The organism is Gelidibacter sediminis (assembly GCF_004364975.1).
Taxonomy (GTDB): domain Bacteria; phylum Bacteroidota; class Bacteroidia; order Flavobacteriales; family Flavobacteriaceae; genus Gelidibacter; species Gelidibacter sediminis.
The window spans coordinates 362,709-386,884 of record NZ_SOBW01000007.1; the positions used below are offsets into that span (position 1 = coordinate 362,709).

Here is a 24,176-nt window from a genome sequence, read left to right on the forward strand (position 1 = left end):
CTAACCTTTAATTGTTAAAAGCGTAAAGCTAAAGATTGCGGGTTCATATTAATAACAAGAATACTATCTTTGCGTTTATAAACTTTCCTTATGCGTAAACCAATTAAAGGCTTTTCCAAACTTACGAAATTAGAAAAAATAGAGTGGATAGCGGCTACTTATTTCAAAGATGCAAATGCCGCAACACAAGCCATTAAACAATACTGGAATACAGACCAAAAGTTACAGCAGCTTCATGATGAATTTATTGAGAACACCATTACCAATTACTATTTACCATTTGGTGTAGCGCCCAATTTCCTAATTAACGGAAAACTGTACACCATTCCTATGGCAATTGAAGAAAGTTCTGTGGTGGCCGCTGCCAGTAAAGCAGCAAAATTTTGGTTAGACCGAGGCGGATTCAAAACGGAAGTTATTTCCACGACAAAAATAGGTCAGGTTCATTTTATGTATACTGGCGATTTTAGCAAACTTCAAAAGTTTTTCACAGCCGTAAAGCCGAAGTTATATGAAGACTCTGAAGACATCACCAAAAGCATGAAAAAACGTGGCGGCGGCATTTTAGATATTGAACTAAAAGATAAAACTGAAGACTTAAAGGATTACTACCAACTCCATGCAACTTTTGAAACCTTGGATGCCATGGGCGCCAATTTCATTAATTCCTGCTTGGAGCAATTTGCAAAAACCCTTAAAACGGAAGCGCTTCATTTTGATGATTTTTCGGATGACGAAAATCGCTTGCAAATTGTAATGAGCATTCTTTCCAACTACGTACCTGACTGTTTGGTACGCGTTGAAGTATCTTGTCCGGTTGACGAATTGACCGAAGATAAAAATATATCGGCAAAAGAATTTGCGCATAAATTTGTGCAAGCAGTAAATATTGCTGAGATAGAACCCTACCGTGCCGTGACCCACAACAAAGGCATCATGAATGGTATTGATGCAGTCGTTCTCGCTACAGGAAATGATTTTAGGGCAGTTGAAGCTGGTGTACACGCTTACGCATCGCGCAACGGCTCGTACAGCAGCCTTTCTCACGCTGAGATTGTTAATGACGTATTCAGGTTTTGGATGGAAATTCCACTCGCTCTCGGAACGGTTGGCGGCTTAACCAACCTACATCCTTTAGTTAAAGTAGCTTTAGAAATGTTAGACCAACCTTCGGCTAAGGACCTTATGCAAATTGTAGCAGCGGCAGGTTTAGCACAGAACTTTGCAGCCTTGCGATCGTTAACTACAACTGGCATTCAGGAAGGCCATATGAAAATGCATTTAATGAACATGTTGAATCAATTGAATGCCACAGCTCTGGAGAAAGAGAAAATCATAGCTCATTTTAAAAATAATACTGTAACCCATAGCGCAGTGGAGACTGCTTTAAGCAAGCTCAGAATGATGTCTAATAACTAAACCGAATCATCACACGATATTAACATAGTATACACAATTCCACTTTTGAATCCAACCAACAAGACTTTTTATAGCAACGGCAAATTACTCATCACAGGAGAATATCTCATTTTGGATGGAGCGATGGCTTTGGCCATTCCAACAAAATACGGACAATCTCTATCTGTTGCCCCGTTGGATCAAAACCTGTTGGAATGGGAGAGTTTTGATCACGAAGGTAAGTTGTGGTTTAAAGCCACAGTGGCTTTAAGTCCAGAATTAAAAGTTATAAAAACGAATGACGTTGTCATTTCTGAACGTTTGTTTCAAATATTGAATACTTTAAAAAAACATAATCCAAAATTACTGGATGGCGATATGGGCGTGAAGATTTCAACCAATGCAGATTTTCCAAAAAATTGGGGATTAGGTACATCTTCAACATTAATAAACAACATGGCACAATGGGCAAATATTGACGCTTATAGATTATTAGCTGAGACTTTTGGAGGTAGCGGCTATGACATTGCTTGTGCGAAACACAATATGCCACTCACCTATCAGTTAGAAGACGACGGCAGAACCATCATTGAACGCGATTTCAATCCGCAGTTTAAAGATCAGTTATACTTTGTGTTCTTAAATAAAAAACAAAACAGTAGAGACGGCATTGCGTCTTATCAGAAAGCGAAAAGCGATATTGCGGGCGCCATTTCTGAAGTCAGCGCTATTACAAATGATATGCTGAGCTGTACCAATTTAGAGACTTTCCAGTTTCTTATGGCGACTCACGAAAACATCATTTCAAAGATCATTCAGCAACACCCCATAAAAGAACTGCTTTTTAAGGATTTTAAGGGCAGTATAAAAAGCTTGGGGGCTTGGGGTGGCGATTTCGTAATGGTGGCATCTGAGAGCAATCCTGAGGTGTATTTTAAGTCCAAAGGGTTTGACACTGTCATTCCGTATACAGAAATGATTTTATAGGGCATTGTATTAAAAAACAAAAAAACATGTCTACAATTTGAAATAAAAAAAAGAGGTCTTAAACATTAAGACCTCTTTTTTTTATATATAACACTTACATTATTAGTAAAACAAAGCTCTGTTATCCTCAATATCTGCAGCTTCTTTTAAGGCTTCGTATGCTTTAACTTGCGCGGCATTTAATCGAGAACCGTTTAAACGGTTAACAATGGCTTGGTAGCTATCCAATTTTGGAGCGGCCGTCTTTTTAGTTACCTGTACCATAAAGACACCCTTATTGCCGTCAATTAATTTAGAAGTTTCGCCCTCCTTTAAGCCAAATGCCACACCTACAACCGTAGGTTCTAAACCTGCACCTGATAGGGTTGGGTTTTTCATATTTACCGCACTTGCAGTAGACACAGATACATTTTGATTTTTTGCAACAGCATCTACAGTTGATCCAGAGATTTTCTCACGAATCATTTTAGCTTTCTTCTCTTTCCTAATTTGAGGAATAACCGTTGCGGAGGCAGCCTCTGGGGTCATTAATCCTTTTTTGTTAACTGCTGTTACTTGAACGACAGCATAACCTACACCCGGAATTGAAAAACGTTTATAGTCTCCAACTTTTGTACCGTCTTCAAAAGCCCAACGCACAATTGCTCTTTGGCTTCCTAATCCTGGAATATTTTCATCCAATTCCAAAATATTATTGACAGGTCTTACTTGTACGTCGTTTTCTTTTGCGACATCTTGGAAATCTTTATCCTGAAGTGCAATCTCAAATTTAGATGTTCTGTTGAAGACATCATCAATTGTGTTTTCAGAAGGCTCAATAGTTTGTGCAAGTGTGGCCACTTTAACCATACGAGATTTGGCTTTCTGATCTAAAATTTCAATTACGTGAAAACCAAAATCAGTTTTTACAACACCTAGATCACCTTTATTATTTTCAAATGTATAATCTCTAAATTCAGGGACCATTGAGTTGTAGGCGTACCAATCTAACACGCCTTCTTTCTCGTTACTTACTTTATCAATAGAGAAATCCAATAAATCAACAAATTTAGACCTATTGCCCTTAATGATTGCCAATAAACTATCAGCAGTTGCCTTTGCTTCTGCTTCTGTCTGTACAGTCTCTGCATCTGCAGCACGAGATCCCACAAAAGGAATTAAGATATGTCTAGACTTAACCGAATCTGGCATAAATCGCTCTTCAACCACCTTAGTGATTTTGTACATGTTATTATCTTTATAAGGTCCGTAATATTGTCCTACACTTAGATTAAAAATACTGTCTTGCGCAACATCTGGCAACCCTGATTTTGCAACAAAACTGTTGGTATACTTTACATCAGAATTGGCATTGATAAAGCCTTCAATATCTTTAGTGTTTTTAAAACCTACAATTGTATCATTCAACTTAGAAACTTCGTTGTACTCCACTCTTGTTTCCAATAAGGCAAGAACATTGTCCTTAACAGCATTTTCATCTTCTAAAGATGCTGATTCTACAAATTGTACAAAATTGATATCTCTTGATGCTTCTACCTGATATTTCGCTTTGTGGTTGTCAATATATTTTGAAATTTCAGATTTGGAAACTTTAATTTCACTATCATCAATAGAGGTGTAAGGTACGTTTACAAACTTTACGTCTACAGTGGCACTTTCTAAATTGTATTCAACTTCTGCCTCAGCAATGGTTGCACCAACACCCGCTTTAATCATGTTAAAATACGCCTGCTCTTTTGCACCAACAGCAATTGAATTTTCATTATTTACCCATTCTGCATAGTTAATTTGGAAATTACCCAATGGCGCTCTTTCAGGAGCGATAGCTTTTAAGTTGGCAATAAATTCGTTTAATCTATTTTCATCAAAAATACCAGCTTCATTGGTGAATTCAGGATAGGTAGAAAAACTATTTCTCAACAAGTTTCTCATTTGCTCCTTTTCAACACTAAGACCCAATTCATCAAACTGAGTCTCCAAAACAGCACGTCTCAATTCCTGTTCCCAAACTCTGTTCATGGTTTGAGTAGTTGTAGCGCTAGGGCCCATTTGACGTTGCATGTTTTCAACATTGCCCATAAACTCATCACGTTTAATCTCAGTGCCGTTTATTGTCGCAATGGTATCCTGAGGTCCAAAAGCGCTACTGTTTCTAAACAAGTCAGAAAGTACGAAAGCAAATAGTGCCATTGCAATAATTGCAATAAGGAAAATTGAGCGTTGTCTAATTTTATTTAAAACTGCCATTTTATTGTATAAGTTAGAAAATATAAGTGCGCGAAAATACCAATTTCTATCAAATAATAAAAGGAGAATTCTATTTTATTAATTTAATATTGAATTGTTTGTCGCAGCCCTTAAAATATGATGGTTGATGATTGTTGATTGGGGAATGATGATTTGTGATTTAGGAATTCTCATTTTCTATTAGAAACTAATCTTCATCGAGGACTCGCAATGAAACAAGATCGATTTTTGTGGTAGAAACTTCTAAAATCGTAAACAAATAATTTTCAATTTGAATTTGATCGTTCACTTGTGGGATTTCTTCTGTTTCGTCTACAATTAAGCCCCCTAAAGTTTCATAATTCTCACCTTCAGGAAGGTCTAATTTATAGGCTTCATTAATATAATCGACTTCCAGTCGGGCTGAAAATTTATAATTGGTATCGTCAATTTTTTCTTCAATCAATTCAATGGTATCGTGCTCGTCTTCAATTTCACCAAACAATTCTTCAATAATATCCTCCACTGTAATGATTCCTGAAGTACCACCATACTCGTCAATAACCACGGAAATACTCTTGCGTTTCTTAGTCAGTACGTTTAAAACATCCTTAATCAACATGGTTTCAGGTACAAACTCCACCGCCATAACCACTGATTTAATATTTTTGGGTTTTTTAAAGAGCTCAAAGGAATGGACATACCCTACAATATCATCTACTGAATCTTTATATACCACAATTTTCGACAATCCGGAGGACGTAAACAAAGCATTTAAATTCTTTATAGAATCATTAATATCTACCGCAATAATTTCAGTACGTGGCAACATAACTTCCCGCGCCTTCACTTCAGAAAAATCGAGGGCGTTCTGAAAAATTTGTATTTCACTATCAATTTCATCATGTTCTTCAACAGATTCCATTTGCTCACTGATGTAATTCCCCAGCTCTACTTTGGTCATTACCAATTGCACATCATCTCCGCCTGTTTTAAAGAAGCGCTTTAAAATCATGTTGGAAATCCAAATGATAAAATCTGAAACCCACGAAAACAGGCCGTAAAAGAAATAGGCAGGTACTGCTAAAATCTTTAGTAGTGAATTAGCATAAATTTGAAAGAATACTTTTGGAAGAAATTCTGCAGTAATTAAGATTAACAAGGTTGAAATAATGGTTTGTGATAACAAACTCAAATCATACAACATATAATTTAAAAAACTATACTCTGTTGGAAGAAGTGATTTGAACCAGGCCACCAACTTATCACCCATTAAAAAGCCATAAACTACCAAGGCTATGTTATTGCCAATAAGCATTGTAGCAATAAATTTAGAGGGTTTTGCAGTAAGTTTTGTAAGTGTTCTTGCTAGAAAATCATTTTGCTTTTTTGCAATTTCTATATGAATCTTGTTTGAGGACACATAGGCAATCTCCATGCCCGAGAAAAAAGCGGATAACACAAGGGACAAAATAATGATTAGGGCATTACCGTCCATAAATTAGTGTTTGTTATCCATTTTTTTTATGAAGCGCTTTTTGAAAAAATACATCCCAACCGCCAATACCGCAAAAAACAAAAGCAGATAGGCTTTTTCTCTCTCAACATTCCACAGCCTTACCGTCTCATAAATGAAGAAGACCGCAATAAACAAATACACGTATTGAATAATTTTTTGAAGCATTTTAATAAATCATTATAATTAGCGACAAAGATAACTAATTATTTATCTGAACTTAAATTTAAAATAGGTGAATTGAAATGAGGGAACTTGGACATTTATGCTCCAAAGTTTACTGAGATGTATCCTCATCTAAATACACAGTACTTGTTACCTCACTGATACCGTAACTCGTAAAATCTCGATTAGAATCGAAGGCATTACCAGTGACTATTTTGGTTGGGGAGACGTATTTAACGGGTTTGTTAGAAAATACCCAATCCCGTTTCTCATCATAAAAAAGCTGTTCTGCAAAAATGCTGTCTTTCGTTTCTGTGGTGATAAGGACATTGCCTCTCAAATCAATTAAATCTGTGTTGTTATAAACAATGGCATAATCAGCAACGATAACACTTTTTTTACTGCGCTCATCATATAAATTTAAGGTCACACCCTCAGGAAACTCATTATATGAAAACTCCCTATTGGAAAAATCCAACATTTTAGGGCTGATCAAATTTGCTTTTAACCGTCCAGAATCAGTATATTTTAAATTCATGTTTTCAGCAATTCCAATCGGTTCATTTTGTAGCACGCCAATTTGTTGTACCTCCTTAAAATTGTTTTTGCATGAAAAAAACATAGTCACAGCTAATGCCGTGACTATGTTGTATAAACTATATGATGATGTTGGTTTCATTTAGATTTTTGGGACGGTCACACTTGAACCAATCCAACATCCAATTCTGATAGTTGTACCACCATTACCGGCAGTAAAAATCTCAGATCTTTGCGGTGCTTTACCTTCGTAGTTTGCAGCTAATCCTTCAGCATAAGATCTTAAATTAGCATCCACTCTACCCGCTTTTCTTGCCTCTGCTGCTGCCAACCAGAATACTGCTCTTTTATTAAAGTTGGTATCTCCACAGTTATTAGCACTAGCGGCGTACATGTTAGCAATCTCAATATGGGCTCTACCGTTAGATGGGTTTAGGGCTAAAGACTTTTGGAAGTAATTTCTTGCAGCACCGTAGTTACCTTGAGATTTTAAACTTTTTCCAAAGTTCATTGCCAATCTAGATTTTTTCAAAGGATCTTTTTCAAGATCATATGATTGATCTAAGTATGGTTTTGCTTCCTTTTCTTTTCCTTGTTTCATCAATAAATTGTACACAAAGAATTTTGTTTCTGCTGATGGCGAAGACGCATCATACGCTTTTACCAAATCGATATATAACGGATCATCAGTACATTCTTTATTGTACATTCTACTTACAGCACGTTTTAACCATACCGCGTCAGATTTGTATTTATCAAAGTCTCTTTTATATAATGGAATCAACACTTCACAATTAGCCAATTTTCCAAGTTTGGCGTCAATACTGCCAGAGATCTTATCATAAGCCTCTAAATAGCTTTCATATTGTTTTTTATATTGTGCAGATTTCTTATCTAAAGTCTCTCCTGCTTCTTCTTTTTCAACAAGTGGATTCAATTTCAGGGTATAATTATCAATCTCTTGACCAATTTTCTCTGAAACGTCATCATACTTATTAAAGACATCTAAGACCTCAACCTCCTTGGCATCATGCATATCAACAATTGTTGAAAAATACACATATAGTCCTTTTGGATTTGTAAAACTCTCAGGTGCGGTTTTGTACACTTCATCAAAAGCGTCGTAAACTTGTTTGTTACTTAAACCTAATGCCTCTCTATAATCATATTTCAACATGGCTTTATCTTGAAGAATTTCGCCAGCCTTGTATTTATTAGGGAAATGCATTAGACCTTCATCCCAAAGTTTCATCAAGTCATTAACATAAGCAACCTGTTCAGCTCCAGTGGAATTCTCAATTTTATGTTTCAGCACTCTCTCACCGTAGTAATAGATTGCATAGTTAAATTTAGGACACTTGCTTCGAATTTTCTTAAATGGTTCGTAAGCTTCATCATACTTTTTGCTTTTTGCGTAATCATTTAGCAAAGTTAAGTTCAGCATACATTCTTCATCCTGTTGTGCAAACCCAACATTGAAACCCATGAACAAGGTAAGAAGGATTAAAGTAGCTTGTTTTTTCATCGTCTTATTTTTATTCAGTTAATTATATTTTCGTTTTTGGAACCATCTGTCATTTAAAGATAAGCTAATTTGCAAATTCATAAAATTTTCTTGGATCAATTTTGCATTAGTAGTTCCCTTCTTTCCGAGCTCAAAACCTATATTGGCATTAGAGAAAATGTTTCCAACTGGTAATCCAACTCCAAAAGATATGCCAAACTCATTAATGGTCTCATTATTTATTTCTAGACCAGTATTCTCGAAGTGCACACCCGCCCTATAAACAACTCTATCCCAATAACTTGAAAAAGAATTGTAATTTGGAATATAAAACCCTCCGAGAGCAATAGTATTTGCATTAACAAAGTTGGCGTTATTAATACTAAAGATAGGATTTTGAAATTCGCTTGTGTTTTGCATGGTATATTCAGCCCCTACAAACCATTTTTGAGGTTGCCCTATACCTGCCCCAAAAGAGAATTTAGACGGTAAGGTCAAATCAGTGGTTCTTAAATTTTGCGACTCTAAATCCGCTTCTTGAGCACTAACAATAAGTTCTTGTTCAGTTTCCGGATTTACTACAACTGTCGAAAAGATACGGGCATTTTCAGAGGTTAAATTACTTTTAGGCATATAAGTTATACCGGTAGTCAGTTGCAATTTATCAGACACCATGGCTTTGTAACTCAAACCAAAGTTGACATTAATACCACTTAAATCAGAACGGTTGTTTTCTTTGGATGCGTATTGTACAGGCTCTCCATTAATATACCCGAATTGAAGTGCGCTATTTTCAATATTGCCAAAATTGTAGCTCGCATCCACACCAATACCTAAACTTGGAGTAATTTGATATCCAAATCCTAAGAATGCTTTATTAAGTCCGCCTTCACCCCGATACCGATTTTCCAAATCGCCATTAGCATTAGAAGACTCTAATTTATAGCCAACTGAAGTATAAGGCAAAAGTCCAAACCCCATACCAAATTTACCCATTGGCACTGAAAGCGCTAAGTAGTCGAATGTGGTGGCGTTTGCTTTTTGGTTACCATTTTCAGTCTTTAGATTAAGATTGCTTGAGCTGCCGCCCACGGTAAATTTGACCGGCCTATTTTCATTATTCCAGATTTTCAGATTATTGCCCGCATATCCCGCAGGATTGCGCAAATTAACATGGATACTGTCTGTAAAAATACTTAAGCCACCCATACTTCTATTCTCTACTGTTCCTTTAAATTTCAAAGATCCGATGCCATAAAATGAATAAGGAGATGCTGTACCGTCTTGAGCTTGTGCCTGAATGGCAAAAACGGTAATGAAAACTATAACAAGTTTTTTTATCATTAGTGTGTATTATATTCTAAAATAAAGTTCAATCCCTCTAAAAGAAAATTCGAGTTGGCAAATATGCTATTTTTTAATCGCTTTGACAAGAAAATGGCATCCCCTCCTGTTAAAATAACTGTTAAATCTGAATATTTTTCGCGATAATCATCTATTACTCCGTCAATTTCTTTGATTATGCCAATGACCACTCCCGAATGAATTGCGGCCGCCGTGGTATCTCCAACGATGCTAGCAGGCATTTCTGTTTCTAATAGCGGAAGATTAGCAGTTAACAGATGTAAACTTTTGTAACGCAGGCGGATACCGGGAGAAATTGCACCTCCCAAATAATCGTTTTCATTGGTTATAAAATCGTAGGTAATACAACTCCCGGCATCAACTATGAGCACATTTTGATGTGAATTGTTGTGTACCGAAGCGGCTACCAAAGCTATCCGATCTACACCTAATGTATGTGGCGTAGCGTAACAATTTTTAAAAGGTAATTTTAAACTGGCGTCCAAAACAAGTACTTTACAATGCATTTTTAAAATTTCAATCACCTCATTTGGCAGATTTCCTACTGATGAAAGGATCGATTTTTTAATATTTGGATACTTCTCAAAAATTTTTTTCTGTAGCGCTTCAAATCCAGAAATTACGACACTCTGTTTTTCAATCAACTTATCATCCTGAAATACAGCAATTTTAACGAGCGTATTCCCTACATCTACGATTAAATTCATATCTAAAATTTAAAGTGTAAATTTACGAAAGCAATTTTTATATCTTTTATTTTTGCGAATAATAAAAATGCCTTTATATTTGCACCCGCTTGGATGATTGAAATATGATATTTTTAATTTGAAAAGATCGCAAATTAGTGACTGGTGCCTTAGCTCAGTTGGTAGAGCAAAGGACTGAAAATCCTTGTGTCCCTGGTTCGATTCCTGGAGGCACCACCATCAAAAACCCGAACTTATGTTCGGGTTTTTTGGTTTTAATGATTGGCTCTAAATTTTTAAAAGGTTATAATGCTAGTCAAGTTGCCTTTTTTTGCTCTCACTACTTTTATGGCTTAAAGTTTAGTATTTTAGAGCCTACCAATCTCTAAACCATGGATTTTATAAAAAAATTAGGAGTTCCCAACCTGTTCATGTTAGTGCTTTGTGCGTTGATAATTGTGGTTGCAGAATATTTGTTCTTGAAAGGGTATCAAATGCATGCCATCTTTATTGGATTATGGGCACCGACACTTTTAGGAATAGCAATTTTTATAAAACTCATTAAGAATGGACGTTAATGCAATTGTATTTTGGTTTTCAGGATTTGTAGCTATATGCGTTGCCATATGGGCCATACTTGTAATTAGAGCTTATGATAAGTCTGATGGGCATTGAATTGAAATTACTGATATACATTTTATGTTTATATTCTCATCATCATTGGGCGTCATGCAAGACTCTCAATTGTACAATTTAATCTGAGGAATTATGACTATTTTGTATATTCACGGCTTAAACGGCAGCCTAAGTCAAGAAAAGCTCGACATTTTGGAAACATATGGGAATGTGCTGTCTCCTTCTATAGATTATAACAACAACGTCAACAGTATTATTGATCTGCATTCTTCACATCAGCAGACAGCAATTAATGTAATTATTGGCAGCAGCATGGGCGGATTTGCCGCTTACCATCTTTCTAAATTATATAAATTACCATGCCTGATATTCAACCCTGCCTTGGCACAAAGAAGTGTGCATCAACTTATTCCTGAGACCCCTAAAAGCAGCGAAAATTTGACACATATTGTGCTGGGCTCTAAAGATCCTATAGTACAACCTAAAGGAACACTAGAGTTTTTAGGCAACTTATTGTATCAACCTCAAGATTACACTATTAGTATTCGGCACGATTTGGCACATCGGATTCCATTGTCCGTATTTAAAGAGGAAGTATCTAAATTTATGGAAAAATTATAGTGTTAATATTGCCACCACGCTTTTATAAACTCGTCTGGCTTCAGTGGTGTAGAGATAAGGTTGAATCCTTTTTGATCCTCCCAAACCGCTTTGGCTTCACGTATATAGCCTTGCATGGTCAATACCTGAACAATATAAGTACCATTATCAGTTGGAGGCTTACTTTCTAAGTTATAGTATGGCATGATGTAATAGCTTTATAAGGTAAAATTAGATAACAGAATGGCAACGTATTGACCGTAACAAAAATAACTTGAACTGAAAAGCGCATAAAATAATTTTCTATGATTAAGAAAACTATAGGCATTAGTTAACCTTTCAATTCCCGATATGAATAGTCTCCGAAAAGTTTGCATGACTGCTTCATTCTATTTTTGAACCACGACAAATTTTATGATCGGACGAGAGTTTCAATGATGGCTTCTATATATATTTGCACAAAGCCTCTGCAGACAAATGCTAAAAAAAATACGAATTGATAAGTTTGTGATCGCAATCATCATTACCATCATAATTGCCTATTTTTTTCCTCAACTAGGCGCCTCAGATAGTCATGTCCCTTTGGGTTTAATAAGCAGCTTGGGCATTTCTCTCATTTTCTTGTTTTACGGCTTAAGTTTAAGTACCACAGCACTCAGAAGTGGGCTTAAAAATTGGAAATTGCACCTTTCCGTCCAAGCCTCCACTTTTATATTATTTCCATTGCTCGTTGTACCGTTCTACCCCTTAGTTAGAGACACAACCCATGAATTGCTTTGGTTGGCTTTTCTATTTATGGCAGCGCTGCCTTCTACCGTTTCTTCATCAGTAGTAATGGTGTCTATGGCAAAAGGGAATCTCCCTGCAGCGATTTTTAATGCCAGTATTTCTGGTATAGTAGGAATTATGCTCACCCCCTTGTGGATGCTACCTTTTATAAAACAAACAGAAGTATCTTTTGATTTTTCTGCTGTTTATATCCAACTCATTACTGAGATTGTTATTCCGTTAGCATTAGGCTTAGTCCTGCGACGCTTCTTTGGCATATGGGCACAGAAACACAAACGCACACTTAGCAAATTTGACAAGACTGTTATTCTTTTGATTATTTACAAAAGTTTTGTGCACTCCTTTGAAGATAAAATTTTCAGTTCTTTAAGTGTATTCAAAATGTTCACTATGGTAATTTTAGTAATAGGTTTGTTTTTTCTCGTCTATTTTTTAACGGGATGGATAGGAAGAATATTGAAATTTAATCACGCTGATCAAATCACCAATCAATTTTGTGGCACCAAAAAGTCACTTGTCCATGGCACCGTATTTTCTGAAGCACTATTTGGACAAACTACAATAGTTGGCATCATACTTTTGCCATTGATGTTCTATCATGCCCTTCAAATTTTGATCATTAGCGTGATTGCAGCAAAAAAAGGAAGGGAACAATTAGAATCGAATGAGGTTGTTTAGACCTTATCACGGTAGTTGGCGGAAGGACTACAAATTGAATTCCTAAATATCTAAATTAGTACGAAACAGTATTGATGTATTTATTAAAATGGACCAACTATAGTTAATAAAAAAGACCCAACGTTACGCCAGGTCCTTCTTAAATTCAGCAAACTAATTTCTATTTTTTAAACATTAATACTGTGTCAATAATATAAATTCTACCATTGGAAGCTTCTACATTACCCAAGATAACTTGTGCTTTTTTACCTGTTGCATCTTTAATCACAAATTGATCTCCACTCATTGAAGCAATCAATTCGTCCCCCTTCACAGTTTCAAATTTATAAGACCCTTTAGCACCTTTAATTGCTTCCGCAAATTTATCAGATGTAATAGCCCCTTTAACAACATGGTAAGTCAACACATCAGTTAACATTTGCTTATTTTCAGGTTTCATCAATTCATCACGTTGTTTTTGTGTCAACTTCTCAAAAGCCTGATTAGATGGCGCAAAAACAGTGTATTCTCCTGGTTCAGAAAGCATGGCCGCTAAATCGGCAGACTGCAACGCGCTGACCAAAGTGGTCAAATCTTCATTCTTCATCGCTTGACCTGCAATGCTATTCGCTCTTGCTTCTTCTTTCAAGCGAGCTTCTTCAGCTTCCATTTCCATTCGAGCCTTTTCGGCCGACTCTCGTTCAACACGCTCGGTTTCAATTCTCATCTGCTCCTCTTTTTTTTTGTTGTCCTCACAAGACGATACCAATACCAATGCTGTTAATGCAGCACCAAATAATATACTAGTGTTTTTAAATATCATAATTCAAAATATTTTATTGGTTTATGTTAAGATATACGTTCAAAAGGGGTTAACGGAATGAAATTAATAGAATTTTAACATTATAGTTAAGAAATACGTTAAAACATCTACCCAATAGAAGATTGAGAATAGAGTTATTATTAATTGCATTAAGCTACACGCTGCACGGCTTAAAATGATAAATTTGTAAACAATAGAATTACTGATTGAAAGCACCACACGACAATATTAAAATTCCTAAATCTAAATTGCTTAGGGTTTTTAGAATAATTGGAAAGATTATTCTAGGTATCGTCATATGTCTTTTCCTTTTATTTTTATTCGTCCGAAGTCCTTGGGGACAGGGCATTATCGTTGATAAAATTGCTTCCTATATTTCTAATAAAACTAATACCGTAGTTGAAATTGACCGCTTATTCTTAACCTTTGATGGCAATTTGCAGGCTGAAGGTTTATTTTTAGAGGACAAACAGGGAGATACGTTAGTCTATTCAAAGTCAATAGTAGCAAACGTACCATTATGGGCCATGATTAAAGGCGAAAGTCTAGGGGTTGAATCCTTAGAGTGGGAAGGTGTCCGTGCCAATATCAGAAGATCAGATACCATTGAGGGTTACAACTTTCAATTTCTGATGGATGCATTTGCCACTACAAATACGAATACTGCCACAACAGATACCACGGCAGTGACTCTTATTTTGGGCAAACTAGAATTTAAGGATTTCGATATCGTTTTTGATGATGCAGTAGTGGGTGTAGAGAGTCGTTTTAACATCGGAACGCTTAAAGCCCACATGAAAACGGTCAATTTGGAGCGTATGATTTTTGAGGCTTCAACTTTAAAAATGACAAATGCCAGAATTAAATACATTCAAAAACGTATCCCAATTGATCCTAACGCGGAAAATTTGCCACTGCCCTATTTAACGGTCGATGAATTGACACTTACCAACGTTTACGCCAATTATCAATCATACGGCGATCGAATTGCTGCAGAAGCGGACATCAAAGACTTATATGCAGAAATCCAACAGGCTGATTTGGCCAATAACCAGTTTAAAGCTCGCACCGTCAGCCTTAAAAATTCTTCCATAGTCCTCCACACTCAAACTGAAACCAATGTCGTTACGCAAAAGGTTGTCGAAGTCACCCAAGATATCAAACAAGACATTCAAGCTTTTGAGTGGCCTGAACTGCGATTGGACATTGGGACAATCGATTTTCAAAATAATAATTTTAGCTATTTTGTCGCTGCCGCAGAAGCTAAAGTTGGGCGTTTTAATCCGAATGCGATTGTGTTAAACAAGCTTAATTTACAAGCAGATAATATTCAGTTAAAAGATAAAAAAGCGACACTACATATTGAAAATTCAACTTTTAAGGAAGTTTCAGGATTTGACTTGAAGGAACTGCAATTGCAATTTGTAGCTGATGATACCAGTCTAAAGGTAACCAAATTAAAGACGGCATTAAATAATAACACCCTGCAGGCTGATATCCGTATGGAATATCCAAAATTGTCAGCGTTAATAGAAACTCCCGAAAAATCGAATATAGCGATCAATATTCCTTCATTTCAAGTGTCTTTAAGGGATGTTTTCTTAATTCAGCCAGAATTAATGAAAAATCCTTACCTCAATACTCTAAGTAAAAATTTATTGAGCGGTAATGTCAATGCCAGCGGTTACCTATCTGATATCAACATCAACCATATGACAAGCCATTGGGGGAGCACACATATTTCAGCCAAAGGCAACATTCAAAACGCCACCGATCCCAACCATATACAATTCAATATTCCTAATTTTTCAGCCATCAGTAAACGCACAGACATTATTCAGTTTGTAGATGAAAGCACGCTCGGCGTCAGCCTTCCAGAAAATGTGAAAATAGCGGGCAGCCTTAAAGGGGGACCAAATCATATCTACACCAATACTTTGGTATCCACTTCTCAAGGCAATGCGTCCATCAATGGCCATTTTAAGAGTGGTAAGGTCATAAATTTTGATGCTGATGTAACTCTTGAAAATTACCAACTAGACCAACTGCTCCAAAATGAACAATTAGGTGCTTTAAGCCTAACACTTAAAACAAGCGGTAAAGGCACCAACATCAATAGTCTTGATGCAGCAATTAATGCAGACATATCAAGTTTTAAATACAATAAATATGACATAAAGGACTTAAAAATTATTGGTGTTATTGATAAGGGTCGCGGCAAAGTGACTTCTAATTATAAAGACCAAAATCTTAATATGTCTTTGTACGGCACAATTGTTTTGGATTCTATTTCGCCCGAAGCCAATGTTGAACTTGATATTATTGGAGCCGATTTACGTGCCTTAGGTGTCTTGCAACGCGAAGTAAGAACAGGCATGAAAATCTACGCCGATTTTAAAGGTAATACTACCAACTATGATGTAGCAGCAATTGTAGACGAAGGCGTAGTTGTATATGATAATAAAACATATCTCATTGGCGATCTAAACGCATTAGCGCATGTGAGGAAAGATACGACTTCAGTATCCATTAAAAATAAGTTGGTAGACGTTTTATTGCAGTCCAATACTGATCCGAAGTCATTCAGCAAATCCCTAAAGCGCCATGTACTCAGTTATTTTTATCGTGATGAAAAACTACCAGATAGCATTACCAATCCCGTCAATTTAAAATTAAGAGGAAAGATCATTCAAGCCCCTATATTAAATGATGTTTTTCTTGTAAATGTCAAAGATCTCGACACTGTTAAAATTGCAATTGACTTCCACGAAAAAGAACGTCAACTAAAAGCGGAGATTACTGCCCCTCACATCAATTATAGCGGTTATGAGTTAGACAGTTTGGCTTTTTCAATGGATACTGATACAGATAAATTTATTTTTGATTTAGGGTTTAATCGTGTTAAAGCTGGACCTTTTGATATTCCAAAGACTAAAATAACAGGGCAACAAACCAACAACGAAATGTCTCTAGCGTTTTCTGCCTATCAGGATAAGGACCTTTTGACACAAATAGACAGCAAGATTACCGGCCATAGGGAAGAATTACGGTTTCATGTTGTGCCGCAAGATTTAATATTGAACAAGAGCCCCTGGAAGGTCCCAGAGTCTAACGAAATCCTAATAAGAAACCAGAAGTTGGAATTTAATGATTTCATTTTCAGTAGGGAAAATCAGACTTTTGAAATGACAGACAAATTCCCTTCCATTTCTAAAGATCATATTGCTGCCGAGTTCAAAAATTTTAAACTTAGTGAATTACTCAACTATCTTAATCCTGAAGATGAATTAGCCACTGGAAATCTCAACGGCACTTTCATTTTGGAAGACCCATTTACAAACACCGGAATTGTTGCTGACTTAAATATTCAATCATTAAGTTTTATGCAAGTAGATATGGGAACGCTCAGTTTAGATGCTAAATCTTTAGGTTTTGATACCTATGATTTTAATGTTGATATTGATGGTGGCGAGATTGACCTAAATTTAACAGGCGACTATGTTGCCGTACAAAATGACGCTCAATTGGATATGACTTTAGATATAAACAGGTTTAATATGGCCGCTTTAACAGGTTTCTCACAGGGAGAGATAATTGATACTGACGGTAGCTTTTCTGGAAACTTTAAGTTAAATGGCACTTTAAGTGCTCCAAAATACGAAGGTAATCTTCATTTCAATAATGCTGACTTCAAAATTAGAAGATTCAATTCAGCTTTTACGCTTGCCAATGAAACTCTAAAAATAACCAATGACGGACTGTCAATGGATAACTTTACCATTTTGGATGAAAATCTGAACAAAATGGTGGCATCAGGCCGTATTGGTACGGAGTCATTTCTTAACCCAACGCTCGATTTGCAGTTAAACGCAGAGAATTTTCAGGTGCTCAACGCCACAAAAGAAGATAACGATTTTCTTTATGGAAAAGTAACGTTTGATGCTGAAGCAAAAATTTCTGGCGACTTGCAAATCCCAAAAATCACCATGAATGCCACGGTAGGACCAGGTACAGACGTCACTTACGTGATGCCATCTGCTACCGTAAATGTTGAAGAACGTGATGGTGTTGTGGTTTTCGTAAATCGTAAAGATCCAGATGCCATTCTAACCCGTACGGAAGAGCAAACCGCAACCCTCACCGGGTTTGACATTGCTGCATTATTGAAAATTGGGAAAGAAGCTGCGGTGACTATTGTGATTGATGAGGAAACAGGAGACAATTTTAAAGTGGCGGGCGTAGGCGATCTCAACCTTAATATGAATCCAAATGGCAACCTTACCCTTGCGGGAGTTTACGAGGTACAAAGCGGACATTATGAATTGAACCTCTACAGTCTCGTCAATCGAAAGTTTGACATAGTTTCAGGCAGCCGCGTGACGTGGTCTGGAGATCCTTTTGATGCAAAGCTGGACGTAAAAGCGCTTTATGAAGTTAAGACTTCAGCCAGTTCATTAATGGCCCCTACCACCTCCAATCTGGATGAATCCGCAAGAGGTAAATACCGTCAAGTGCTACCATTCTATGTGTATTTAAATATTGATGGCCAATTAATGCAACCTAAAATTAATTTTAATTTAGACATGCCCAAAGATGAACAAGGCGCAATTGGTGGGCAGGTATTTGGGAGAGTGCAACAACTTAACCAACAAGAAGATGAGTTAAACCGGCAGGTGTTCTCCCTTCTGGTACTCAATCGTTTTTACCCAGACCCGGGAAGTGATGGAAGTGCCGGTGGCGTAGCATCTATAGCTAGAGATAACTTAAATGATGCGGTTTCAGATCAGCTAAATTTATTCTCTGACAAATTATTTGGCAACTCAGGGTTTGATCTTAATTTCGGCTTGGACAGCTACACTGATTATCAGGGCAATACTCCTCAAGATCGTACACAATTAGATATTGCAGCTCAAAAAAAATTGTTTAACGATAGGTTAATTGTAAGCGTGGGCAGCGAGGTTGATGTACAAGGAGGAAGTTCTACCGACGAGCAAACACCTATTATCGGAAACGTGAGTATTGAATACATATTAACTGAAAATGGACGATATAGACTAAAAGGCTTCCATAGAAATGAGTTTGAAAATGTAATTGACGGACAAGTTATTGTTAGTGGTATTGCATTAATTTTCACTCAAGAGTTTAATAAGTTTAGTGAACTTTGGGATGCGCTGTTAAAATCAAAAACACAGCAAGAAAAGCAAATAGCCCAAGAAAAAAAGGCTGCTGAAGCTGCCTTAAAGGCAAAAGAGGAAGCCGTGGATGAAAGCATAGAAAAGAAAAAACAATAAACCATCATAATATTTTGAATTTGAAATTCTATTTAAAATATATTCTTGTCCTCAGCGTCATATTTGGAAGCTTCTACTCTTGCAGTATAGCGAAACATATTCCTGAAGACGAACGCTTGTATACTGGGGCACGTCTGATTATCAAGTCTGATTCAATTATTAAGAACGAAGATGGATTGAGAGCTACTTTAGAATCTGTGATGGGCCCGGAACCCAATTCTAAATTCCTTGGGATGTATCCCGGATTGTACTATTATTATAAAAACCAAAAAGAACATCCAGGGTTCATCAACCGTTGGCTCTATAAAAAGTTTGGAGAAAAACCCGTTTACCAATCTGACGTAGAAACCTTTGATGTTGAAGATTTATTACTCAACAGACTGGAAAATAGAGGTTTTTTCTACAGTAAAGCATCGTCCAATGTGGTAGAGTCTGGCAAGAAAGCCTCAGTGACTTACACCGTAAATGTGCCTAAGCCCTACCGTATGGCAACGTTCCAGCTAGACTCTTTGCCTGCTCCTATATACGGTGCAATTCAAACCCTTGTAGAAAGTTCTCCATTTACGAAAGGCATGCGATTTGATTTAAATGCCATGAAATTGGAACGACTTCGCATGGACACACAACTTAAAAGAAAGGGCTATTACAATTTTGACGATAGTTTTCTCATTTTTGAGGCAGACACCAATAGATATGATAATAAGCATTTTGATTTATTCCTAAAATTAAAAAAGGCTGTACCAAGAAAAGCAACAGTACCATACAAAATTGCAAGCATTAATATTTATCCTAATTACGAAACTTCAGACTCCCTACAAACCGAATTTATTCGATATAATGAGAAAAACTATATTCAAAAAGAAGTGTTTTTGAAGCCAAAATATCTCGATCCATTTATAAAGCTTAAAGAAGGAACACTGTACAACCCTGACACTTCGCGTAACACCGCCAGGCGACTGTCAACAATTGGCGCTTATAAATTTGTCAATATTCAATATAAGGAGATTGATACGTTGGTAACCGATAGTCTAGGGCTGTTAGAAGCCAACATTTATCTGTCACCATTAAATAAACGCGCATTTATGGCGGAATTGCAAGTGGTAACCAAATCTAACAATTTTACAGGGCCGGCATTGGCACTCACATATAGCAACCGCAACGTGTTTGGAGGTGGCGAAACGTACAACACCACTTTAAAGGTAGGGTATGAAGCGCAAGTTGGGGGCGAAAAAAGTTTAGGCGACAGTAGTCTCGAATTTGGATTAAAGAATGAACTAATTTTTCCGAGAGTAATTTTCCCTTTTAAAATAAACGATGATTTCTTTCAATATTCCATTCCCAAAACAAAAACATCCATTAGTGTAGACTATTTAGACCGGACCAAATTATACACATTACTCTCTGGCACAGCTTTATTTGGATATGTCTGGGACGCCAATAGATATGTGACACATCAAATTAATCCTATCTCTGTGAGTTATACTGACCTCGTAAACTCTACGCCAGAATTTGAGGACATCCTGAGTGAAAATCCTTTTTTGAGACGCAGTTTTGAGCAGCAATTTATTTCAGGGCTCACCTATTCCTTTACCTACAATGAGCTGGTTGATACGCAGCGAACACATCAAAAGTATCTCAATTTCACATTGGATGTGGCAGGAAATTCCATAAGCTTATTTGGCAAGGAAGAGACCCCAAATTCCCCTAAAACGTTTTTAGGTTTAGAATACGTACAATATGCAAAAGCAGATGTGGATATACGTTACCATTTTAACTTTGGCAAAGAACAGACAATTGCTGCCCGTCTTTTTGCTGGTTACGGACTTGCTTATGGCAACTCAGATGTCGTCCCCTTTGTAAAACAGTATTATGCTGGCGGACCATATAGCGTGCGGGCCTTTAGAATTCGATCGTTGGGCCCTGGCACCTATAATGCTGTTCAAGACACCAATAATACTAGCGACAATTTTTTTGATAAGACCGGCAATGTCAGATTAGAAGCTAACTTAGAATACAGATTTCCCATTGTATCATTTTTTAAAGGGGCTATATTTGCTGATGCAGGAAATATTTGGAACACCACAGAGAATCCCATTTTTGATGGAAAAGATAAATTTTCTGGAGATTTTATCAGTCAATTGGGTATGGGTGCTGGTGTTGGACTTCGCGTAGACATTCAAAGTTTTGTCATTAGGTTTGATTTGGCTGCACCGTTTCACGATCCGTCCCTCCCAAAAGGAGAGCGTTTTAATTTTGACGTAAGCAAACCCATCTTAAACTTCGCCATCGGATATCCGTTCTAATCACGTTTTAATAATTATAGTATGTTTGCTAACCTTTAATAAAATGGTATGTTATGCAGACAATAAAAATTTAAATCTTATAAAAATGAAAACAGATACTAAAAATAAATTTATGTTGGAAGCTGTTAACGCAGCACTTAAAGGCATGCAAAATAACGAAGGTGGACCATTTGGCTGTGTAGTTGTAAAGGATGGAAAGATTGTAGGACGAGGTAATAACAAAGTGACTTCAAATAACGATCCTACAGCTCATGCTGAGGTGATGGCCATAAGAGATGCTTGTAAAAACCTGAACACCTTTCAATTGGAAGGTTGCGAAATTTATACATCCTGTGAACCTTGCCCTATGTGTTTTGGTGCCATTTATTGGGCGAGACCAGATAAGGTTTTTTATGGCTGTAGCCAACAAGATGCGGCCGACATTAATTTTGATGACGAATTTATTTACAAAGAAATTGAATTACCCTACGCAAAAAGAAGCATCCCTTTTGAACAATTAGCGAGAGACATTGCGCTAGAGCCATTCCAAAAATGGAGCGAAAAAGAGGATAAAACAGTGTATTAATCGCCCTCCAAGTTCGAGTGATTCCGATTTATCGGAATAGTATCGAGAACCGAGTGATTCCGATTTATCGGAATAGTATCGAGAACCGAGTGATTCCGATTAATAGGAATCGTTGCTAGAACCGTGTAACACCCTTCCAGCATAGTTTTTGTATGAAAATCCACAAGAATTAAACTCTTAATTAATATGTCTTTTAACAAAAAACTTCATGATGTTTTAGTTCCTTATTGAAGGATCAACAAACAACTGCTTTATTAATTATCAGATTTCTGTTAAGTTTACAACAGATTACCGACTGAAAACCGAACCTAAATTTTTATCGTACCTATAACCAACACCATATTCCATGCAAAAAACATATTACGATCCCGCAGACCTTAAAAAATTTGGAAAAATATCCGAATGGAATGAAGAACTTGGCAGCAAATTTTTTGATTATTATGCTAAGGTTTTTGAAGAAGGCAAACTTTCTGCCCGTGAGAAATCATTAATTGCTCTAGCAGTGGCACACACTGAGCAATGTCCATACTGTATTGATGCCTACACACAAGATGGTTTACAACGTGGCATTACCAAAGAGGAAATGATGGAAGCGCTCCACGTAGGTGCTGCAATAAAAGGTGGCGCAACGCTGGTGCATGGGGTGCAAATGATGAACAAAGTGAATAAATTAGAAATGTGAGCAGAGAACCACTCTCGATTTTTCATCGGGAGTGTGTGAATCGCTCATCCCGATGAAAATCGGGATCTCTAAATTGAAATAAAAGCAAAGATTTTTTTAAGAGGTACCCCCACTTATGAAATCGACGTGAATCGCTCATCCCGATGCACATCGGAATCTCTTAATCGAAATAAAAGTAAAGTGCCTATTTAAGAGATACCACTTCTGAAATCTCCCTGAATCATTAATCCCCATGCAAATCAGGATTTTTCAGAATTAAAAGAATACAGCCATCAACTTAGAGATGGTCACAAAAAGAATAAAGTAAAAGCCTAACATGCTTAAACTTTAAATATGAAATCTATACATGATCAAGTCCTTAAAAAAACGCGAAAGCGAATTAGCCAATAGCAATAGACAAGTCGAAATATTATCAAATGGTATTTTTAAGAACGGAGAGCTACCCACGTTTAAAAATAAAATTTCTGAAACAGGCCAATTTCCATTAAAAGCCAAGAAGCTCGAAATCTTACAAATCAACCTGGGTTATATGTGTAACCAAGTGTGCGAACATTGTCATGTAGATGCTGGGCCAGACAGAAAGGAAATCATGATCCGAGAGACGATGTTGCAATGTTTGGAGGTAATTAAAAACACTGGGGCCCATACCTTAGATTTAACCGGGGGTGCCCCAGAAATGAATCCTGATTTCAGATGGTTTGTGGACCAAGCGTCTAAAGCTGGTATTAAAGATTTTATCGTGCGTTCTAACTTGACTATTATTAGGGCCAACAAAAAGTATTACGATCTTACTGAATTTTTTAAAGCCCATAACGTACATGTTATTTCTTCCATGCCCCATTGGACTAAGGGCAAAACTGATAAGCAACGTGGTGATGGGGTTTTTGACAAATCGATTCGCGCTTTACAAGACCTGAATGCTATAGGTTATGGCATGCCGAACAGCGATTTACGATTGGATTTGGTTTATAATCCATCAGGCGCCTTCTTGCCAGGTAATCAGAATAGCATGGAAAAAGATTTTAAAAAGGCCCTAAAACAGGACTTTGACATTCATTTTCACAATCTTTTTGCGATTACAAATTTGCCTATTGCCCGGTTTTTGGATTATTTGATTGCTTCGGAAAACTATGAAGATTACATGTATGCTTTGGTAGAAGCCTACAATCCGAATGCCGTTAAAAATGTGATGTGTACTAATACACTATCCATATCTTGGGATGGTTATTTATACGATTGTGATTTTAACCAGATGCTAAACCTTCCCGTCAATAGTAAGGTGAAGCATATTTCTGACTATAATGAAGAGCTTTTAGAAGGACGTACCATCATGATCTCCCAACATTGTTACGGCTGTACCGCAGGCGCAGGAAGTAGCTGCCAAGGGAGCGTCATCTAGACCCTAATTTATTAAAAGCAAATGATCAATAAGGTGCAATGCGTAAA

The 24,176-nt window shown here is 36.8% G+C and carries 18 protein-coding genes and 1 tRNA gene; 11 read left to right on the forward strand and 8 right to left on the reverse strand.

Going from position 1 to position 24,176, the window contains the following annotated elements; translation table 11 throughout:
- Positions 1-90: 90 nt before the first annotated feature.
- Both BXY82_RS01670 and BXY82_RS01675 read left to right on the forward strand, forming a co-directional pair.
- Positions 91-1,419 carry a hydroxymethylglutaryl-CoA reductase, degradative gene (locus tag BXY82_RS01670; protein ID WP_133756447.1) on the forward strand — a complete coding sequence of 443 codons (1,329 nt, stop codon included), beginning with the start codon at positions 91-93 and terminating at the stop codon, positions 1,417-1,419.
- A gap of 45 nt (positions 1,420-1,464) precedes the next feature.
- Positions 1,465-2,385: a GYDIA family GHMP kinase gene (locus tag BXY82_RS01675; protein ID WP_133756448.1), complete on the forward strand. Its 921-nt coding sequence runs from the start codon at positions 1,465-1,467 to the stop codon at positions 2,383-2,385.
- Positions 2,386-2,487: 102 nt separating this feature from the next.
- Here BXY82_RS01675 and BXY82_RS01680 read toward each other — a convergent pair whose 3' ends face one another.
- From BXY82_RS01680 to BXY82_RS01710, 6 genes are all read right to left on the reverse strand, one after another.
- A complete protein-coding gene (locus BXY82_RS01680; RefSeq protein WP_133756449.1) occupies positions 2,488-4,632 on the reverse strand; it encodes a SurA N-terminal domain-containing protein in 2,145 nt (714 codons plus the stop codon).
- Between the two features lie 187 nt (positions 4,633-4,819).
- Positions 4,820-6,109: a hemolysin family protein gene (locus BXY82_RS01685; RefSeq protein ID WP_133756450.1), complete on the reverse strand. Its 1,290-nt coding sequence runs from the start codon at positions 6,107-6,109 to the stop codon at positions 4,820-4,822.
- Positions 6,110-6,404: 295 nt separating this feature from the next.
- Positions 6,405-6,971 carry an LPS export ABC transporter periplasmic protein LptC gene (lptC, locus tag BXY82_RS01695; RefSeq protein WP_133756452.1) on the reverse strand — a complete coding sequence of 189 codons (567 nt, stop codon included), beginning with the start codon at positions 6,969-6,971 and terminating at the stop codon, positions 6,405-6,407.
- A complete protein-coding gene (locus BXY82_RS01700; RefSeq protein ID WP_133756453.1) occupies positions 6,972-8,354 on the reverse strand; it encodes a tetratricopeptide repeat protein in 1,383 nt (460 codons plus the stop codon).
- 18 nt (positions 8,355-8,372) lie between these two features.
- Positions 8,373-9,677: a hypothetical protein gene (locus BXY82_RS01705; protein WP_133756454.1), complete on the reverse strand. Its 1,305-nt coding sequence runs from the start codon at positions 9,675-9,677 to the stop codon at positions 8,373-8,375.
- Entirely contained in the window at positions 9,677-10,405 is a 729-nt protein-coding gene (locus BXY82_RS01710) for a type III pantothenate kinase (protein ID WP_133756455.1), read from the reverse strand. Before BXY82_RS01710 ends, BXY82_RS01705 begins: the two co-directional genes overlap by 1 nt.
- A 143-nt stretch (positions 10,406-10,548) precedes the next feature.
- Between BXY82_RS01710 and BXY82_RS01715 the strand changes: the two genes are divergently transcribed.
- From BXY82_RS01715 to BXY82_RS01725, 3 genes are all read left to right on the forward strand, one after another.
- Positions 10,549-10,624 (forward strand) — tRNA-Phe (locus BXY82_RS01715).
- A gap of 152 nt (positions 10,625-10,776) precedes the next feature.
- Positions 10,777-10,962 (forward strand): hypothetical protein, encoded by a 186-nt coding sequence (locus tag BXY82_RS01720; RefSeq protein ID WP_133756456.1) that lies wholly within the window; start codon positions 10,777-10,779, stop codon positions 10,960-10,962.
- A 190-nt stretch (positions 10,963-11,152) separates the two neighbouring features.
- Positions 11,153-11,641: a YqiA/YcfP family alpha/beta fold hydrolase gene (locus tag BXY82_RS01725; protein ID WP_133756457.1), complete on the forward strand. Its 489-nt coding sequence runs from the start codon at positions 11,153-11,155 to the stop codon at positions 11,639-11,641.
- A gap of 2 nt (positions 11,642-11,643) precedes the next feature.
- Here BXY82_RS01725 and BXY82_RS01730 read toward each other — a convergent pair whose 3' ends face one another.
- Entirely contained in the window at positions 11,644-11,826 is a 183-nt protein-coding gene (locus BXY82_RS01730) for a hypothetical protein (protein ID WP_133756458.1), read from the reverse strand.
- 271 nt (positions 11,827-12,097) lie between these two features.
- Here BXY82_RS01730 and BXY82_RS01735 point away from each other — a divergent pair, with 271 nt between their 5' ends.
- The gene (locus tag BXY82_RS01735) at positions 12,098-13,087 is read left to right on the forward strand and encodes a bile acid:sodium symporter family protein (protein ID WP_133756459.1); all 990 of its coding nucleotides are present in this window, start codon (positions 12,098-12,100) and stop codon (positions 13,085-13,087) included.
- A 160-nt stretch (positions 13,088-13,247) separates the two neighbouring features.
- On the opposite strand, the gene BXY82_RS01740 is transcribed toward BXY82_RS01735, so the two are convergent.
- The gene (locus BXY82_RS01740; protein ID WP_133756460.1) at positions 13,248-13,889 is read right to left on the reverse strand and encodes a fasciclin domain-containing protein; all 642 of its coding nucleotides are present in this window, start codon (positions 13,887-13,889) and stop codon (positions 13,248-13,250) included.
- A gap of 206 nt (positions 13,890-14,095) precedes the next feature.
- Here BXY82_RS01740 and BXY82_RS01745 point away from each other — a divergent pair, with 206 nt between their 5' ends.
- The 5 genes from BXY82_RS01745 (at position 14,096) to arsS (ending at position 24,129) form a co-directional block, all read left to right on the forward strand.
- Positions 14,096-19,180, forward strand: a complete 5,085-nt coding sequence (locus BXY82_RS01745; RefSeq protein WP_243835649.1) for a translocation/assembly module TamB domain-containing protein — start codon at positions 14,096-14,098, stop codon at positions 19,178-19,180.
- A 20-nt stretch (positions 19,181-19,200) separates the two neighbouring features.
- Positions 19,201-21,483 carry a translocation and assembly module lipoprotein TamL gene (gene tamL, locus BXY82_RS01750; RefSeq protein ID WP_133756461.1) on the forward strand — a complete coding sequence of 761 codons (2,283 nt, stop codon included), beginning with the start codon at positions 19,201-19,203 and terminating at the stop codon, positions 21,481-21,483.
- An 85-nt stretch (positions 21,484-21,568) separates the two neighbouring features.
- Positions 21,569-22,048 carry a nucleoside deaminase gene (locus tag BXY82_RS01755; RefSeq protein WP_133756462.1) on the forward strand — a complete coding sequence of 160 codons (480 nt, stop codon included), beginning with the start codon at positions 21,569-21,571 and terminating at the stop codon, positions 22,046-22,048.
- Between the two features lie 346 nt (positions 22,049-22,394).
- The gene (locus tag BXY82_RS01760) at positions 22,395-22,730 is read left to right on the forward strand and encodes an arsenosugar biosynthesis-associated peroxidase-like protein (protein WP_133756463.1); all 336 of its coding nucleotides are present in this window, start codon (positions 22,395-22,397) and stop codon (positions 22,728-22,730) included.
- Positions 22,731-23,076: 346 nt separating this feature from the next.
- Positions 23,077-24,129 carry an arsenosugar biosynthesis radical SAM (seleno)protein ArsS gene (gene arsS / locus BXY82_RS01765; RefSeq protein ID WP_133756464.1) on the forward strand — a complete coding sequence of 351 codons (1,053 nt, stop codon included), beginning with the start codon at positions 23,077-23,079 and terminating at the stop codon, positions 24,127-24,129.
- Positions 24,130-24,176: the final 47 nt, after the last annotated feature.

Coding starts and splice junctions, on each gene's coding strand:
- BXY82_RS01755 (WP_133756462.1), top strand. CDS start 21,569: ATGAAAACAGATACTAAAAATAAATTTATGTTGGAAGCTGTTAACGCA.
- BXY82_RS01700 (WP_133756453.1), bottom strand. CDS start 8,354: ATGAAAAAACAAGCTACTTTAATCCTTCTTACCTTGTTCATGGGTTTC.
- BXY82_RS01725 (WP_133756457.1), top strand. CDS start 11,153: ATGACTATTTTGTATATTCACGGCTTAAACGGCAGCCTAAGTCAAGAA.
- arsS (WP_133756464.1), top strand. CDS start 23,077: ATGATCAAGTCCTTAAAAAAACGCGAAAGCGAATTAGCCAATAGCAAT.
- lptC (WP_133756452.1), bottom strand. CDS start 6,971: ATGAAACCAACATCATCATATAGTTTATACAACATAGTCACGGCATTA.
- BXY82_RS01740 (WP_133756460.1), bottom strand. CDS start 13,889: ATGATATTTAAAAACACTAGTATATTATTTGGTGCTGCATTAACAGCA.
- BXY82_RS01720 (WP_133756456.1), top strand. CDS start 10,777: ATGGATTTTATAAAAAAATTAGGAGTTCCCAACCTGTTCATGTTAGTG.
- BXY82_RS01670 (WP_133756447.1), top strand. CDS start 91: ATGCGTAAACCAATTAAAGGCTTTTCCAAACTTACGAAATTAGAAAAA.
- BXY82_RS01680 (WP_133756449.1), bottom strand. CDS start 4,632: ATGGCAGTTTTAAATAAAATTAGACAACGCTCAATTTTCCTTATTGCA.
- BXY82_RS01735 (WP_133756459.1), top strand. CDS start 12,098: ATGCTAAAAAAAATACGAATTGATAAGTTTGTGATCGCAATCATCATT.
- BXY82_RS01710 (WP_133756455.1), bottom strand. CDS start 10,405: ATGAATTTAATCGTAGATGTAGGGAATACGCTCGTTAAAATTGCTGTA.
- BXY82_RS01685 (WP_133756450.1), bottom strand. CDS start 6,109: ATGGACGGTAATGCCCTAATCATTATTTTGTCCCTTGTGTTATCCGCT.
- BXY82_RS01705 (WP_133756454.1), bottom strand. CDS start 9,677: ATGATAAAAAAACTTGTTATAGTTTTCATTACCGTTTTTGCCATTCAG.
- BXY82_RS01730 (WP_133756458.1), bottom strand. CDS start 11,826: ATGCCATACTATAACTTAGAAAGTAAGCCTCCAACTGATAATGGTACT.
- BXY82_RS01760 (WP_133756463.1), top strand. CDS start 22,395: ATGCAAAAAACATATTACGATCCCGCAGACCTTAAAAAATTTGGAAAA.